General features: G+C 71.2%; 13 protein-coding genes. 8 read left to right on the forward strand and 5 right to left on the reverse strand.

Features of this window, described 5'->3' with window-relative positions; genetic code table 11:
- Positions 1-11: 11 nt before the first annotated feature.
- Positions 12-2,156 carry a glycogen debranching protein GlgX gene (gene glgX / locus ACK1X7_RS35410; protein ID WP_413116126.1) on the reverse strand — a complete coding sequence of 715 codons (2,145 nt, stop codon included), beginning with the start codon at positions 2,154-2,156 and terminating at the stop codon, positions 12-14.
- Positions 2,157-2,397: 241 nt separating this feature from the next.
- Here glgX and ACK1X7_RS35415 point away from each other — a divergent pair, with 241 nt between their 5' ends.
- The 3 genes from ACK1X7_RS35415 (at position 2,398) to ACK1X7_RS35425 (ending at position 5,923) form a co-directional block, all read left to right on the forward strand.
- A complete protein-coding gene (locus ACK1X7_RS35415; protein WP_385142865.1) occupies positions 2,398-3,192 on the forward strand; it encodes a Tat pathway signal sequence domain protein in 795 nt (264 codons plus the stop codon).
- A gap of 65 nt (positions 3,193-3,257) precedes the next feature.
- The gene (locus tag ACK1X7_RS35420) at positions 3,258-4,586 is read left to right on the forward strand and encodes a copper amine oxidase (RefSeq protein ID WP_385142862.1); all 1,329 of its coding nucleotides are present in this window, start codon (positions 3,258-3,260) and stop codon (positions 4,584-4,586) included.
- Between the two features lie 89 nt (positions 4,587-4,675).
- Positions 4,676-5,923: an SAV2148 family HEPN domain-containing protein gene (locus ACK1X7_RS35425; RefSeq protein WP_385142859.1), complete on the forward strand. Its 1,248-nt coding sequence runs from the start codon at positions 4,676-4,678 to the stop codon at positions 5,921-5,923.
- Positions 5,924-6,041: 118 nt separating this feature from the next.
- Here ACK1X7_RS35425 and ACK1X7_RS35430 read toward each other — a convergent pair whose 3' ends face one another.
- The gene (locus tag ACK1X7_RS35430) at positions 6,042-6,890 is read right to left on the reverse strand and encodes an ABC transporter ATP-binding protein (RefSeq protein ID WP_385142855.1); all 849 of its coding nucleotides are present in this window, start codon (positions 6,888-6,890) and stop codon (positions 6,042-6,044) included.
- Positions 6,887-7,594: a FadR/GntR family transcriptional regulator gene (locus tag ACK1X7_RS35435; RefSeq protein ID WP_385142852.1), complete on the reverse strand. Its 708-nt coding sequence runs from the start codon at positions 7,592-7,594 to the stop codon at positions 6,887-6,889. The genes ACK1X7_RS35430 and ACK1X7_RS35435 overlap by 4 nt, the downstream gene beginning before the upstream one ends.
- A gap of 163 nt (positions 7,595-7,757) precedes the next feature.
- On the opposite strand from ACK1X7_RS35435, the gene ACK1X7_RS35440 reads away from it, so the two are divergent.
- Complete coding sequence (locus ACK1X7_RS35440; protein ID WP_385142849.1) at positions 7,758-8,480, forward strand: 3'-5' exonuclease; 723 nt, start codon at positions 7,758-7,760, stop codon at positions 8,478-8,480.
- A gap of 267 nt (positions 8,481-8,747) precedes the next feature.
- Here ACK1X7_RS35440 and ACK1X7_RS35445 read toward each other — a convergent pair whose 3' ends face one another.
- Entirely contained in the window at positions 8,748-9,671 is a 924-nt protein-coding gene (locus tag ACK1X7_RS35445; protein WP_413116934.1) for a phosphotransferase, read from the reverse strand.
- A gap of 257 nt (positions 9,672-9,928) precedes the next feature.
- Between ACK1X7_RS35445 and ACK1X7_RS35450 the strand changes: the two genes are divergently transcribed.
- The 3 genes from ACK1X7_RS35450 to ACK1X7_RS35460 are packed head-to-tail and all read left to right on the forward strand — an operon-like array spanning position 9,929 to position 13,112.
- Positions 9,929-10,876, forward strand: a complete 948-nt coding sequence (locus tag ACK1X7_RS35450) for a carbohydrate ABC transporter permease (protein ID WP_361501437.1) — start codon at positions 9,929-9,931, stop codon at positions 10,874-10,876.
- Positions 10,873-11,808, forward strand: a complete 936-nt coding sequence (locus tag ACK1X7_RS35455; RefSeq protein WP_390792791.1) for a carbohydrate ABC transporter permease — start codon at positions 10,873-10,875, stop codon at positions 11,806-11,808. The genes ACK1X7_RS35450 and ACK1X7_RS35455 overlap by 4 nt, the downstream gene beginning before the upstream one ends.
- On the forward strand, positions 11,808-13,112 hold the full coding sequence (locus tag ACK1X7_RS35460; RefSeq protein WP_385142840.1) for an ABC transporter substrate-binding protein: 1,305 nt from the start codon (positions 11,808-11,810) through the stop codon (positions 13,110-13,112). The genes ACK1X7_RS35455 and ACK1X7_RS35460 overlap by 1 nt, the downstream gene beginning before the upstream one ends.
- 92 nt (positions 13,113-13,204) lie before the next feature.
- Here ACK1X7_RS35460 and ACK1X7_RS35465 read toward each other — a convergent pair whose 3' ends face one another.
- On the reverse strand, positions 13,205-13,786 hold the full coding sequence (locus tag ACK1X7_RS35465; protein WP_390792880.1) for a TetR/AcrR family transcriptional regulator C-terminal domain-containing protein: 582 nt from the start codon (positions 13,784-13,786) through the stop codon (positions 13,205-13,207).
- A gap of 78 nt (positions 13,787-13,864) precedes the next feature.
- Here ACK1X7_RS35465 and ACK1X7_RS35470 point away from each other — a divergent pair, with 78 nt between their 5' ends.
- The gene (locus ACK1X7_RS35470) at positions 13,865-15,115 is read left to right on the forward strand and encodes an FAD-dependent monooxygenase (protein WP_385142835.1); all 1,251 of its coding nucleotides are present in this window, start codon (positions 13,865-13,867) and stop codon (positions 15,113-15,115) included.
- Positions 15,116-15,151: the final 36 nt, after the last annotated feature.

A 15,151-nucleotide genomic window follows, 5' to 3' on the forward strand; every position in this document is an offset into this window, starting at 1 on the left:
GATGCCCGGAGCTAGGCCGGCCGCTGTAGCACCATCAGGCTGCGGTCCACCAGGGTCAGCACGTCGCCCGCCGCCACCTTCGCCCCGCTGCCCGGCTCCACCCCCTCCGGCACCGCCGTGTCCACGATGACCTGCCACTGCTTGCCGTGGTCGATGGGCACGACGAAGTCCAGCGGCTCATGGTGCGCGTTGAACAGCAGCAGAAACGAGTCATCGGTGATCCGCTCACCGCGCACTCCCGGTTCGGAGATCGCGCTGCCGTTGAGGAAGACCGCGAGGGACTTGGCGTGCGCCGCCTGCCAGTCGCGCGGGACCATCTCCTCGCCCTCATGGGTGAACCAGGCGATGTCCGACAGCTCGTCATGGGTGCCCTCCACCGGCCGTCCGTGGAAGAAGCGGCGGCGCCGGAAGACCGGATGGTCGCGGCGCAGCCACACCAGTGAGCGGGTGAAGCGCAGCAGCTCCAGCGCCGAGCGGTCCTCCCACTCGCCGTCCTGCCCCTTGACGTGGTCCGGCCACCGCACCCAGGAGACCTCGTTGTCCTGGCAGTACGCGTTGTTGTTGCCGCCCTGGGTGCGGCCGAACTCATCGCCGTGGCTGAGCATCGGCACGCCCTGGGAGAGCATCAGGGTCGCGACGAAGTTGCGCATCTGGCGCTCGCGCAGCGTCCGTACCGCCGGATCGTCGGTCTCGCCCTCGACCCCGCAGTTCCAGGACCGGTTGTAGCTCTCGCCGTCCTGGTTGGACTCTCCGTTGGCCTCGTTGTGCTTCTCGTCGTAGCTCACCAGATCGCGCAGGGTGAAACCGTCATGGCAGGTGACGAAGTTGACCGAGGCCAGTGGGCGCCGCCCGTCGCCCTGGTAGAGGTCGGAGGAGCCGGTCAGCCGGGAGGCGAACTCGGCCAGTGTCCTCGGCTCACCGCGCCACAGATCCCGCACGGTGTCCCGGAACTTGCCGTTCCATTCGGTCCACAGGGGCGGGAAGTTGCCGACCTGATAGCCGCCCTCGCCGACGTCCCAGGGCTCGGCGATCAGCTTCACCTGGCTCACCACCGGATCCTGCTGGACCAGGTCGAAGAACGACGACAGCCGGTCCACCTCGTGGAACTGCCGGGCCAGCGTCGCCGCCAGATCGAAGCGGAAGCCGTCCACATGCATCTCGGTCACCCAGTAGCGCAGCGAGTCCATGATGAGCTGGAGCACGTGCGGGGAGCGCATCAGCAGGGAGTTCCCGGTGCCGGTGGTGTCCATGTAGTACCGGCGGTCCTCGGTCAGCCGGTAGTACGAGGCGTTGTCCAGGCCCCGGAAGGAGAGCGTGGGGCCCAGGTGGTTGCCCTCGGCCGTGTGGTTGTAGACCACGTCCAGGATGACCTCGATGCCCGCCTGGTGCAGCGCCCGGACCGCCGATTTGAACTCCAGCACCTGCTGGCCCCGGTCGCCCCAGGAGGCGTAGGCGTTGTGCGGGGCGAAGAAGCCGATGGTGTTGTAGCCCCAGTAGTTGGCAAGGCCCGCGTCGGCCAGCCGGTGGTCGTGGACGAACTGGTGCACGGGCATCAGTTCCAGCGTGGTGACGCCCAGCTCCGTCAGATGTTCGATGATCGCCGGATGGGCGAGCGCCGCGTAGGTCCCGCGCAGCTCCTCCGGCAGCCGGGGATGGCGCATGGTCAGCCCCTTGACATGCGCCTCGTAGATGACCGTGCGGTGGTAGTCGGTGCGCGGCGGGCGGTCGTCCCCCCAGTCGAAGTACGGATTGACCACGACCGACGCCATGGTGTGCGGGGCGGAGTCGAGGTCATTGCGCTTGTCGGGGCGCCCGAAGCGGTAGCCGTAGACCTCCTCGCCCCAGCCGATCCGCCCGCTGAGGGCCTTGGCGTACGGATCCAGCAGCAGCTTGGCGGAATTGCAGCGGTGGCCGGACTCCGGCTCGTACGGGCCGTGGGCCCGGAAGCCGTAGCGCTGCCCCGGCATGATCCCCGGTAGATAGGCGTGGCGCACGAACGCGTCGGACTCCCGCAGCTCGACCGCCGTCTCCGAGCCGTCGTCGTGCAGAAGGCACAGCTCGATGCGGACAGCGGCCTCGGAGAACACCGCGAAGTTGGTTCCGGCGCCGTCGTACGTGGCGCCAAGGGGGTAAGCCTGCCCCGGCCAGACCTGCATACGTCGACTCTTCCACTTCTTCTCCGGGGGCCGCGAGCACCCCGGGCACCGGACGGAACCTGACCGACCCTGCATCCTTGCCCAACTGACCGGACCCATCCGCTCTTTCAACAGAACTTCCTCAAAAGGGAGGCAACCTACGGCCATATCGGTTCGTCCTACCGGGTGACCTCCGCGTATGCGTATCCCGCTATGCGGTCCGATGTGATGACAGGGGGGAATGGGGGAGGATGTGCGCAAGATGATGCACCGCCACCTGGGCAAAGTGGTGGCCGGCGCGGCCGTGGCGGCCACCGCCACGGCGGTCCTGATCGGGGTGACGCTCCCGGGGAGCGCGTCCGGCAAAGAGGGCTCGGGCGGGGGACCCCAGGGCTCGGCGGCGGAGCAGGGCCAGGCGGCCCGGCAACTGCCCGGTGTGGTGGAGGACGCGCCCGAGCAGGGCCATACCGGCACCGGCCGCGATCCACTGACCGACGATGAGATGAAGCGCGCCCGGACCCTCACGGGCGGCGGCGGCTTCCGGCTGAGCAGCGAGGACGTCAAGGGCGCCAAGGGCCCCGAGCTGATCTCCACCGACCTCACGGAGCTGAGCCCCGACGAGGTGGGCGCCGCCGACCCGCCGCGCCGCGCCGACGTCACGTACTACGACTACAAGGACGACACCTACGTCACCAAGACGGTCGACCTCGGCAGCGGCAAGGTGACCGCGACCGACACCCAGCACGGGGTCCAGCCGCCGCCCAACCGCGACGAGGTGATGGAGGCCGCGAAGCTGCTGATGGCCGACAAGCTGGGCGAGGGGCTGAAGAAGGACTTCAAGGACGCCACGGGCAAGGCGCTGACCCGCCCGGACCAGCTCACCGTCACCGGCTTCGTCTACCGCGCGGGCGAGGGCAACCCCGGTCCGGCCTCGGTCGGGGACTGCGGCGCGCACCGCTGCGTACGGCTGTTCACCCGGGTGCTGAACGGCCCGTGGATCGACACCCGGCAGATGGTGATCGACCTGAGCGCCCGCAAGGTCGCCAAGCTCGGCTGAGTTGGGTGCCAGACACCGGCGCAGCGCATACCCCTACGCCTCACCTTCATCACAGGAGTCTCCCCATGCCTGAAAGCAGGCTCCGCCGCGCCCGTGCCCGGGTCGCGGCGGCCATCGGCGCCTCGGCGCTGCTCGGCACCGTGGCGGTCGCCGCCGGGCCGGTCGGCACCGCCCAGGCGGCCCCGCAGAGCCCGGCCGCGGCGGATTGCAGTGCCCCGTACAGAATCGAGCAGAAGCTGGACGGCGGCACCACCTGGCGGATGTGCTGGCACTACGAGAGCAACGCCGGGCTGGTGCTCGACAAGGTCTCGTACCAGCCGAAGGGCGAAAGCGCCCCGATCAAGGTGCTGACCTCGGCCAAGCTGGGCCAGATCCATGTGCCGTACGACGACGGCAGCAATGAGTACGACGACCTCACCGGGCAGGGCTTCGCGCAGGGGCTCCAGCAGCTCGACCCGGCCGAATGCCCCGGCGGCACCATCAAGACCGTGCGGGTGCCCGACGCCTGGGACCCCGAGCACCCGAATGTGAAGGGCCTGTGCGCCACCACCCGGGCCCGCGGCCACGCCTACCGCATGGGCACGGGGGGCTTCGGCGGCGAGGACAACAAGGTCTACCAGCTCCAGGGCAAGGACCTGCTGGTCTACACCGTCAACCAGGTCGGCTGGTACGAGTACATCACCGAGTGGCGGTTCGCCGGTGACGGCACCATGACCATGCAGGTCGGCGCCACCGGCACGCTCTCCCCGATGGACTACGACGCGGGCGACGGCCGCGGCTGGCCCATCGGCAAGGGCGCCAAGGACTACGCCACCAGCCATGCCCACAACGTCTTCTGGCGACTGAACTTCGGGCTCGACGGCTCGTCCAAGAACAAGATCGAGCAGTACGACTCCAAGACCACCGCGACCTCGGGGCGGATCCCGAAGACCAAGACCACCCGCACCAAGGTCACCAAGGAGCTGGCGGGCGACGCGGCGGCGGCCCGGTGGTGGCGCGTGGTCAGCTCGGTGGGCAAGAACAAGGACGGCCATCCGCGGAGCTATGAGATCGTCCCCGGCCACACCACCAAGTACCAGGGCCGTAGTTACACCAAACACGACGTCTACTTCACCGAGTACAAGAAGTGTGAGCAGTTCGCCAGCAACAATCTGCGCAACTGCGGCGCCGGGGCGGGCAAGAGCGTCGACAAGTGGGTCAATGGCCAGACCCTCAAACACCCGATCGCATGGGTCAACATCGGGTTCCATCACATCGCCCGGGATGAGGACCAGGAGCCCATGCCGCTGCACTGGCAGGGCTTCCAGCTCTCCCCGCGCGACGTCACCGCTATGAATCCCCTCACGCCTCCTGCACTGTCCGGACACAACGGCCATACAGAAGAGGGACGTTGACCCGATAGGCAGGACCTGAGTGTCGCACCGCCCCCGCCAGCGCAGTAGTCTGCGGTGATCGTTGGATGGGGGCGGAAGGCGGTGCACAGGTGAGCTCGGGCGGGCTGGAGCTGCCCCCCGGTGACGGAGGTCCCGGGGGTGACGGCTCCACCGACGCACCTCCCGGCGCGGTGTCCCTGGTGCGGCCGATGGAGATCGGAGCGGAACTGGACTGGGGCGCCGACGCCTGGAGCGAGGTGCGCACACGCGCACGCCGGGCCGGGCGGGCCTATATCTGGCTCAACCTCGTGGAACAGCGGCTGCGCGCGGTCGTCAACGCCGTACTGCGGCCCATCTACGCACCCGTCCACGGCGAGGACTGGGTCATCGCCGCCGCCGGCCCCGCCGGGCAGGAGTGGGTGCAGCGGGCGGTCGCGGTCCGGGAGGTGAGCCGGCGCAAGGGCTATCTGCTCGACCCCGCCGACGACAATGTCGTCAGCTTTCTGACCCTCCCGCAGTTGCGGGAACTCCTCGTCCAGCACTGGCCCTGCTTCGAGCCGTACCTCGACGACCGCCGCGAGGTCGAGCTGGCCCTGGACGAGCTGGAGGTCGCCCGCAATGTGGTCTCCCGCAACCGCGCCCTGTCCGTGACCGTCCTCGCCCAGGCCGAGCGCGCCTCCGCCCGGCTGCTGGAGATCCTCGGCAGCGGCACCGGCTCCCCCTCCGCCGACCGGCTGCCCATCGACGCCGTCGAGGACCTCGTCGGCGACCGCTACGCCGATGTCGTGGGCGTCCATCCCGACCGGGTGCGGCTACAGCGCCAGCTTCCCGCCGAGGACCTCTTCGGCAACGCCCGCCGCCTCGACGCCGTCGGCATCGGGCTCAACCTCCTGGTCCAGAACTACTCGGGCCGCCGGCTGGTCCGGCTGGCCGAATCCGGCTGCCGGGCCCGGCTGCTCTTCCTCAACCCGGCGAGCAGCGCGGTACGGCGACGGGAGCGCGAACTCGGCCTGAAGAAGGGCGAGATGAGCCGCTCGGTGGAGATGAACATCCTCCATATGCGGCGGGTGCGCGCCCGGCTGCGGGACCCGGACGCGTTCGAGATCCATGTCTTCGACGAGACCCCCCGCTTCACCGCCTACCTGGTCAACGGCGACGGCGCGGACGGCCTCGCGGTCGTCCAGCCGTATCTGCGCAAGGCCCGGGGCATGGAGGCCCCGGTCCTGGTGCTGCGCGGCGGCGGGCGGGGCAGCGACGTCGTCCGCGAGGGCGGGAGTCAGGAAGGCGAGGGCGGGCTCTTCGGCACCTACCGCGAGGAGTTCGAAAGCGTCTGGGCGGACTCCCGGCCGGTGTCCTGACCGGGACCAGCCGGTGCCCTGCCCCTAGCGGTGTCCGCCGCGTGGCGGGGCTCCCGGGGTCCGGGGCGGAGCCCCAGTCGGGGGAAGGGGCGGGGAGGGGAGCAGCCCGCCGCAGGCGTCACGATCCGTCGTATGAGCCCGAGACCTGATACGAGCCGCTGCCCTGGTACGACGGCCGCAGGGCACGTGCGGCCCAGCGGCCGTCGGTGCGGCTGATGCGCACCGGGTGGTCGAAGCACTTGGTGATGTGGTCGGTGGTCACCACCTCGTCCACCGCGCCCGACGCCAGGCACTCCCCGGTGCGCAGCAGCACCGCGTGGGTGGTGCTGGCGGGCAGCTCCTCCAGATGGTGGGTCACCAGGACGGTGGCCAGTTCGGGGTGTTCCCGGCGCAGGGTGTCCAGGCTCTCCAGCAACTGCTCACGGGCGGCCAGGTCCAGACCGGTGGCCGGTTCGTCGAGCAGCAGCAGCCGGGGGAGGGGCATCAGCGCCCGCGCGATCAGCACCCGGCCGCGCTGGCCCTGCGACAGGGTCGGCCAGCGCGCGTCCAGCTTCCCGCCCATGCCGAGGGTGGTCAGCAGCCGGTCGGCCCGGTCCCGCTGCTCGGGGGTGGCGTGGCGGCGGGGGACCGGCTCCACCGTGTTGGTCAGCCCGGTGAGCACCACCTCCCGCACCCGCAGCGGGGAGCGCAGCGGATGCCGGGGATCGACATGGCCCACGAACGACCGCAGCTCCCGCAGATCCACCCGCCCCAGCGTGCGGCCGAGGACCTCCACCGTGCCGTGCGTCGGGTGCACCAGCGCGCCCGCGAGGCTGAGCAGGGTGGATTTGCCCGCGCCATTGGAGCCGAGCAGCGCCCAGTGCTCCCCCTGGCGGACGGTGAGCGAGATCGAGCGCAGCAGCGGGGTGCCGTCGCGCACCACATCCACATCGCTGAGCCTGAGTACGGGGACGGCCGGGGCGGTCACGGGGCCGCCACCTCCTTTTCGCTGTCGAAGAGTTCCATGACGGCCTCGAGATGGGAGACCGTGGCCGCGATCGCGGCGTCGGCGTCCCCGCGCGCCAGCCCGTCCAGCAACTCGGCGTGGGCGCACGACACATCGGGCAGTGCCGTCTCACAGATGACCATTTCCACCAGCGCGGCGCGCAGCACCGGCAGGACGGAGGTGAACAGGCCGAGCAGCACGACGTTCCCGGACAGCTCCACCACGGCCCGGTGGAAGGCCAGATCGGCGTCCACGAAGGCGGCCGGATCGCCTCCGGTCCGCTCCTCGCGCAGCGCGAGACGGTCCCGCAGCCGCCCGATGTCCTCGGGGCGCAGCCGCCCGGCGGCCAGCCGGGCGGCCTCCACTTCGAGGGCGCGGCGCACCTCGTACACCTCCCGCAGCCGGGCCCGGCGCAGCAGCCGCGGCATATCGCCGTCCGCGGTGGGGGCCGGGGGCTCGGCCGCGTAGGTGCCCGAGCCATGGCGCACCTCCACCAGCCCGTCATGGGCCAGCAGCCGCACGGCCTCCCGGACCGAGGAGCGGCCCACGCCCAGTTCGGCGGCGAGCGCCACCTCGTTGGGCAGCCGCTCACCGGGCCGCCAGCGGCCCTCCGCGAGCATCGCGCGCAGGGCGCTCTCGACCCGTGGCACCACGGGCCCGTGCCGCAACCGTGCCGTCTCCGCCACCCCGCACGCGCCTTCCTGAACGATCTTCCGAGGACGGCGGGACTCTAACACAGAGTCCTCAGACGTCTGAGGACTTGCCTTGCCGTGGCTCACCGGTCGTTGTCAGTGGTGCGTGGGAAGGTGGTGCACACCTGGGGGAAGTACGACAAAGGGAGGGGCGGTCATGGGCTGGCATCGGGGGCTGCTGATCGGATTCGATCTGGAGACGACGGGCACCGATCCGCGGACGGCACGCATTGTGACGGCGGCGGTGGTCGAGGTGAGGGACGGGGAGCCGATAGGGCGGCGCGAGTGGCTGGCCGATCCCCAAGTGCCCATCCCCGAGGGCGCCGTGGCGGTGCACGGGATCACCAATGAGCGGGCGGCGGCGGAGGGCCGGTCCGCGCCTGAGGTGGTCGAGGAGGTCGCCGAGGTGCTGGTGGCCCACTGGCGCGCGGGTGCTCCGGTGGTGGCGTACAACGCGGCGTTCGATCTCAGCCTGCTCGCCGCCGAGTTGGGGCGGCACGGGCTGCGCCCGCTGAGCGAGCGGCTGGAGGGCGCGGAGACCGGCCCCGTGGTGGATCCGTACACGATAGACCGCGCGGTCGACCGCTATCGCAAGGGCAAGCGCACGCTGGAGGCCGTCTGCGGGGAGTACGGGGTGGTGCACGACCGCGCCCATGACGCCGGTGCGGACGCGCTGGCGGCGGTGCGGGTCGCCCGCGCGCTGGCCGAGCGCCACCGCGAGGTCGCCGGGCTCGAGCTGTGGGACCTCCACCGCAAGCAGGTGGGGTGGTACGCGGGCTGGGCGGCCGACTTCCAGTCCTGGCTGCGCCGCAAGGGCACTCCCGACGCGGTCGTGGACGGCGGCTGGCCCCTGCGGGAGGCCGGTGCGGTGATGGGGTAGCGGTGATGGGGGTAGTGGGTCGTGCGCGCCTGCGGCGGGCTGCTCCCCTCCCCGCCCCTTCCCGAAACTGGAGCTCCGCCCCAGACCCCGGACCGGGCTGTGCCCCAGACCCCGGGCCGGGGCTCCGCCCCAGATCTCGGGGTCCAGGGGCGGAGCCCCTGGTAACGGGAAGGGGCGGGGAGGGGAAAGGACCGCCGGACACCCGCAGGCGCGTGCCGCGTGCCGCGTGGTGCGGCGCAGCGTGGCCCCTGAACCGGAGCCGTTCGTTCAGAACGTGTGCCAGCGCACCGTCGGGTCATCCTCCCGTAGGGAGGCGATTCGGCGGGTGAATTCGGCGTGTGCCGCCGGGTTGGCCGGGGCGTGCTGGGCGACCCAGGCGCAGCTCGCCGTCTCCCGCGCGCCGCGCAGCACCTCGCAGCCGGGCCACTCGCGGACGTCCCAGCCGTACTCCGCCGCGAACGCGTCGTACGCCTCCGCTCCGAGCCCATAGCGGTCCCGGGACAGCGCCATCACCACCAGATCGTGCTCGCGCAGATCGTGCGAGAAGGTCTCCAGGTCCACCAGCACCGGGCCGTCCGGGCCGATGTGCACATTGCGCGGCAGCGCGTCGCCGTGGATCGGGCCGGGGGTGAGCCGTGGGGTCAGTTCCTCGACGGCGGTCGCGAAGTCGTCCCGGCGGGTGCGCAGATACGCCGCGTCCGCCGGGTCGATCGCGTCCCCGGCCAGCCGCAGCCAGCGCTCGATTCCGCCCAGCAGATCGCGGCGCGGCAGCGGGAGCGGTGCCGGATCGGCGGGCGGATCGGTGGGCGGACCGGCGGGCGGATCGGGCAGCGCGTGCACCATGCGCAGCAACTCCGCGAGGTCGCGCGGCCCGGCGGGGCGTACGGGATCGGGAAGCCGCTGCCAGTACGTGACGAGGTGGCCCGCGAACGGAAGCGGCTGCTCGGGGCCGAAGCGCCGGTCGGGACGTACCGCGGGCAGCCCCTCCCGGGCGAGCCAGTCGGCGATTCGCAGCTCCCGGGCGGCCCGGTCCCACACCTCCAGATCGCGGCTGATCCGGACCACCAGGGAGAGGCTGTCGACGGCGAAGACGGCGTTCTCGCCGAGGGCGAGCAGCCGGGCCTCCGCCGTACCGGCCCGGTAGGGCGGCAGCGCGGCCGAGAGCACCGCCCGCGCCCGTTCCTCCGTCAAGGCGACATCCGCCACCGCCACACCCCTCACTCCTCGTCGTCCCGCCCGCCCAAGTCCCGGGCGGGCGTCCCGGGCGGCCTGGCCGTCCCGGTGGTCGCGGCCGTCCCAGTCGTCCCGGGCGTCCCGGGCGTTCCCCCGCTCAAGTCTCGCATCGGCTGCCGCAGGTGAACCGCTTGACTGCACCGCCCGCCCTCCGCACGATGACGTGGGCTCTCCCACCGGACCGCCCTCCCACCGCGTCCGAAGGAGGCCCTGCCGTGATACCCGTGACCGCCGCCTCGGCGCGCTCGGACCAGGGCTCGGCCCCGCCCCCGTCCGGCGCCGCCCGCGTCAAGGGCCCGGGTCGCGCGGCGAGCGGCCACCGGGCGTGGTTCCTGGTGCTGCCCGCGCTGATCCCGATCCTCCTGCTCAGCGTCGGCCCGCTGCTCTACGGCATCGTGCTCGCCTTCACCGATTCCCAGGCGGGCCGCACCGACCCCACCCAGTGGATCGGGCTGCTCAACTTCCAGGACCTGCTGCGCGACACCCTCTTCTGGGAGTCGTTCCGGATCGGCCTGGTGTGGGCGGTCGCCGTCTCCGTACCGCAGTTCCTGCTCGCGCTCGGGCTCGCGCTGCTGCTCAATCAGAACTTGCGGTTCCGCTGGCTGTCGCGGGCGCTCGCGATCGTTCCCTGGGCGATGCCGGAGGTCGTGGTCGGCATCATGTGGCGGCTGGTCTACCACCCCGACGCGGGGCTGCTCAACGAGACGCTGGGCACCCACCGCGACTGGCTCGGCAGCCTGTCCACCGCCCTGCCCGCCGTCGTCGTGGTCGGCATCTGGGCACGGCTTCCGCAGGTCACGGTCACCCTGCTGGCCGGTCTCTCCAACGTGCCGCGCGAACTGCACGAGGCCGCGGCCATGGACGGCGCCGGTGCCTGGCGCCGCTTCCGCACCGTCACCTGGCCCGCCATCAGGCCCATCGCCCTCGCCATCAGCGCCCTCAGCTTCATCTGGAACGTCAACTCCTTCGCCCTGGTCTACGTCCTGACGGGCGGCGGGCCCGGCGGCCGCACCCGGCTGCCGATGCTCTTCGCCTATGAAGAAGCGTTCCGCTATGGCCAGTTCGGCTATGCGGCGGCGATGGGCTGTGTGCTGGTGGCGGTGGTCTCCATCCTGCTGGCCGTCCATCTCGTCGCCCGGCTGAAGGGAGACGACGACGCATGAGCACCCGCCCCACCGCCAAGAGTCTCCGCCCCACTGCCAGGAGTCTCCGCCCCACCACCAGGAGTCTCCGCCCCAGCGCCGTGCGTCGCGGCCCCACCGCCCGGCGCCGCGCGGCCCGCACCGGCCAGTACCTCGCCCTCCTCGGCTATCTGGTCTTCCTCGCCTTCCCCCTGCTGTGGCTGGTCTCCACCGCCTTCAAACCGCCGCGTGAGCTGGCGAGCCTCCACCCCGGCTGGATCCCCGACCACCCCACCCTCGACAACTTCCGCCAGGCGTTCGACGAGCAGCCGCTGCTGCGGTCCGCCGGGAACAGCCTGATCGCCTCCCTCGCCGCCGCGGCCATCACCGTCGTCATCGCCACCCCGGTGGCCTATGTGATGGCCCGGCACCACCGCTCCCCGCTGTCCCGGGCGGCCACCGGCTGGATCGTGGTCAGCCAGGCGTTCCCCTTCGTCCTGGTGATCATCCCGCTGTTCCTGGTGCTCAAGGAGGTCCGCCTGATCGACTCCCTCTCCGGTCTGATCATGGTGTACGTGGTGTGGTCCCTGCCGTTCGCCCTGTGGATGCTGGCCGGGTACGCCCGGGCCGTACCGCGTGAGCTGGAGGAGGCCGCGGCCGTGGACGGCGCGAGCAGAGCGCGGACGCTGATCTCGGTCACCATGCCGCTGCTGGCCCCCGGCATCGTGGCCACCGCCCTCTTCGCCTTCATCACCGCCTGGAACGAGTTCTTCTTCGCGCTCGTCCTGCTCAAGTCCCCGCAGAAACAGACGATGCCGGTCATCCTCACCCACTTCATCGGCACCGAGGGCGTCGCCGACCTCGGCCCGCTCGCCGCCGCCTCACTGCTGGCGACGCTGCCCTCGCTCGTGCTGTTCGCGTTCATCCAGCGCCGGATCACCAGCGGCACCCTGGCCGGGGCGGTGAAGCACTGATGCGCCGCCGAACGCTGCTGGCCGCCTCCGCCGCCGGGACGCTGTCCGCCGCCGGAACCCTGCTCTCCGCCTGCGCGCCCGGACGGCGGCGGGCGGCCGACGGCCGGATCACCCTCCGCTTCCAGTCCCTTGCCTGGCAGCGGGAATCCATCGAGGCCAACAAGCAGCTCGTGGCCGAATGGAACGCGGCCCATCCCGACATCCGGGTCGACTACGTCCAGGGCAGTTGGGACAGCGTCCACGACCAACTGCTCACCTCCTTCGAGGGCGGTGAGGCGCCCGACATCATCCACGACGCCACCGACGACCTCGCCGACTTCGCCTATGGCGGCTATCTCGCCGATCTCACCGACCTGCTGCCCCAGCGGCTCAGGGACGAGATCCCGCCCCGGACCTGGCAGACCGCCACCTTCGCCGGTGGCATCCACGGGGTGCCGTTCCTCCAGGAGCCGCGGGTGCTCATCGCCAACCGCGCCCTGCTGGAGCGGTCCCGGGTGCGGATCCCCACCCCCGAACGGCCCTGGAGCTGGGCCGAGTTCGAGGAGGCCGCGGGGGAGCTGACCGGCGACGGGACGTACGGCGTCGCCTGGCCGCTCAAGGAGCCCGTCTCCGCGACCCTCAACCTCTCCCTCTCCACCGGCGGCAAGGTCTTCCACCGGGGCGCGGACGGCAAGGTCACCGTCCGGTTCGACGCCGCCGACCAGCGGGTGCCGCGCGTCATCCACGACCAGTTGGGCGGCGACCGCAGCGCCGCGCGGACCACTCTCGGCATGGGCGGCTCCGACACCCTCCCCGGCTTCTTCGGCGGGAAGTACGCGATGGTGCCCCTCGGCTTCTCCTACCGCCAGCAGATCGTGCAGCAGGCACCCAAGGGCTTCGCCTGGACCGTACTGCCGTCCCCGGCCGGGCCCGGCGGCGACCAGCGGCAGGGGGTCAGCCCCCAGACGCTGTCCATCGCCGCCGACAGCCCGTACCAGCGGGAGGCGGCCCGCTTCATCGACTTCTTCCTGCGCCCACCGCATATGGTGCGGCTCGCCCGCGGCGACTGGATGCTCCCCACGGGCCTGACCGCGCTGCGCGACCCCGCCCTGCACACCCGTCGGCACGGCTGGGCCACCGGCGCCGCCCTGGCCGGACGGCTGCGCCCGGCGCCCGCCCAGTCCGTGCGCGGCTATCCCGAGTGGAAGGACAAGGTGGCCACCCCGGCGCTCCAGGAGTACTACAGCGGGGCGATCGGGATGGCGGAGCTACGGAAGCGGCTGGTCGAGGACGGCAATCTGGTGCTCGCCCGCTACCAGCGATAGGAGCCGCCGCCGGCGGTAGGACGCGAGGGGCCGGCAGGTTGGCCATGGGCCCCTTCCGCGCGGAGGAATGGACCCTGGCTGTCGTCAAATGATCATTCGCCGACAGGCGTGCCCCGCACCCCGGCTCGGTGTGCCAAGCCGTCCAGGATGAGGGTCAGGCCCGCCTCGAACGCCGAATCGTGATCGATCGGCGGCAAATCGGCCGGTAGATCCGTGCTGCCGCCGGGGCCGGTGTCCGCCTGTTCTTCCAGGACGCTGCCGACCGTGAAGCGACTGGCGGCCAGCATCGCCATTTGCGCGTCCCTCTCGGGCACGCCGGAAGCGACGAGGAAGCCCATCTTGCGGCGGATCCGATCGAGGTCGCCGGTGGGGGTGCTGCCGGCGTGGAGCCGTGCGCCGTCCCGGCGCATCAGCAGGGTCCGTCTGAAGCTGCGGGTGTTGTCCAGGAACCAGGCGCGCCAATCGTCGTCGGGCGTCGGCAGCGGTGCCGTCGCATGGGGCGCCATCGCCGCCTCCGCCATGGCGGCGAGGAGCTCCCTCTTGGTGCGGAAATACCAGTAGAGCGACGGCTGCTCGACGCCCAGTCGCTTCGCCAGCCGCCTCGTACTGACGGCGTCCAGTCCGACCTCGTCGAGCAGTCCGAGCGCCTCGGCGATGACGGTCTCACGGTTCATCTTGGTCACGTTGACAATCTATCGCTGATAGATGACTCTGGAAAAGAATCATTCACTGATAGATTTTAGGACGTGGGCATGACAGCAAATTCGGAAGCGCGCTCCCTGCGGGTCCTCGTCGCCGGTGGCGGGGTCGCGGGTCAGGCTCTGGCCTTCTGGCTCGTTCGGGGCGGCCACCAGGTGACCGTCGTCGAGCGCTTCCCGGCGCTGCGGGCCACCGGGGCCCAGGTCGACCTCCGGGGGCAGGGCATCGAGGCCGTCGAGCGGATGGGGCTTCTCGACGCCGTCCGCGGCAAGCTCGTGGACGAGGCCGGCGTCGCGTTCATCGACGGCCGCGGCAAGGCCAGGGCGACGATCATGGCCAATACCTCCGGGCGAGGCCGCCAGTCCCTCACCTCCGAGTACGAGATCATGCGCGGTGACCTGGTGCGCATCCTGAACGACGCGACGAAGGACGACACCGAATACGTCTTCGGCAAGAGCGTGGACGGCTTCGAGCAGGACACACACAGGGTCGTCGCGCACTTCTCCGACGGGTCCTCCGCCGAATTCGACCTCCTGGTCGGCGCGGACGGGCAGGGATCACGCATCCGGCGGGCGATCCTCCCCGAGGGCTTCGACCCGTACTGGCGCGTCGGTATCCACATGGCCTACTGGTTCGTCCCGCGCATCGCCTCCGACAGCAACATCCGGGACACCTACATGGTCCCGGGCGGCCGCCAGATCATGCGTCGCAGCCACAACCCGACCGAGACCCAGGCGTACTTCGTGATGCGGGAGGAGTCCGAGGAAGCCTCGGCAATCCACCGCGCGCCCGTCGAGCGCCGGCAGGAGTTCTGGGCCGGCAGGTTCCGCGACGCCGGGTGGCAGACCGAACGCTTCATCGAGGGCATGAAGACGAGCCCGTTCTTCTACTCCCAGGAGGTCGTCCAGGTGCGCACCGACACCTGGTCCAGGGGCCGTGTGGTCCTGGCCGGCGACGCCGCGCACTGCGCCTCCCCCTACAGCGGTATGGGCATCTCCGGCGGCCTGGTCGGCGCCTACGTCCTGGCCGGTGAAATCAACCGGCACCCGGGCGACCTGCCGACCGCACTGGCGAACTACGACAGCGTGCTGCGGCCCTTCGTCAACGAGATCCAGGGCCAAGTGAATCCGCGCCTTCTTCGCCTGGGCATGCCGATGACCCAGCGTGCGATCGATGCCTTCCAGGCCACCACCGCACTGGCCTGCTTCCTCCATCTCCCCGACCTCGCCGCGCGCTTTTCGAAGGGGGACCGCGGCGGCAACTGGCGGCTCCCCGAGAACCCGGCTCAGATCAACACCGTCTGAAGGGCCAGGGCAGCGGGAACCGGCAGGCCGGTGCAC

It is taken from the genome of Streptomyces sp. CY-1, assembly GCF_047218265.1.
Taxonomy (GTDB): domain Bacteria; phylum Actinomycetota; class Actinomycetes; order Streptomycetales; family Streptomycetaceae; genus Streptomyces; species Streptomyces niphimycinicus.

Coding starts and splice junctions, on each gene's coding strand:
- ACK1X7_RS35415 (WP_385142865.1), top strand. CDS start 2,398: ATGATGCACCGCCACCTGGGCAAAGTGGTGGCCGGCGCGGCCGTGGCG.
- ACK1X7_RS35440 (WP_385142849.1), top strand. CDS start 7,758: ATGGGCTGGCATCGGGGGCTGCTGATCGGATTCGATCTGGAGACGACG.
- glgX (WP_413116126.1), bottom strand. CDS start 2,156: ATGCAGGTCTGGCCGGGGCAGGCTTACCCCCTTGGCGCCACGTACGAC.
- ACK1X7_RS35470 (WP_385142835.1), top strand. CDS start 13,865: ATGACAGCAAATTCGGAAGCGCGCTCCCTGCGGGTCCTCGTCGCCGGT.
- ACK1X7_RS35420 (WP_385142862.1), top strand. CDS start 3,258: ATGCCTGAAAGCAGGCTCCGCCGCGCCCGTGCCCGGGTCGCGGCGGCC.
- ACK1X7_RS35455 (WP_390792791.1), top strand. CDS start 10,873: ATGAGCACCCGCCCCACCGCCAAGAGTCTCCGCCCCACTGCCAGGAGT.
- ACK1X7_RS35460 (WP_385142840.1), top strand. CDS start 11,808: ATGCGCCGCCGAACGCTGCTGGCCGCCTCCGCCGCCGGGACGCTGTCC.
- ACK1X7_RS35465 (WP_390792880.1), bottom strand. CDS start 13,786: ATGAACCGTGAGACCGTCATCGCCGAGGCGCTCGGACTGCTCGACGAG.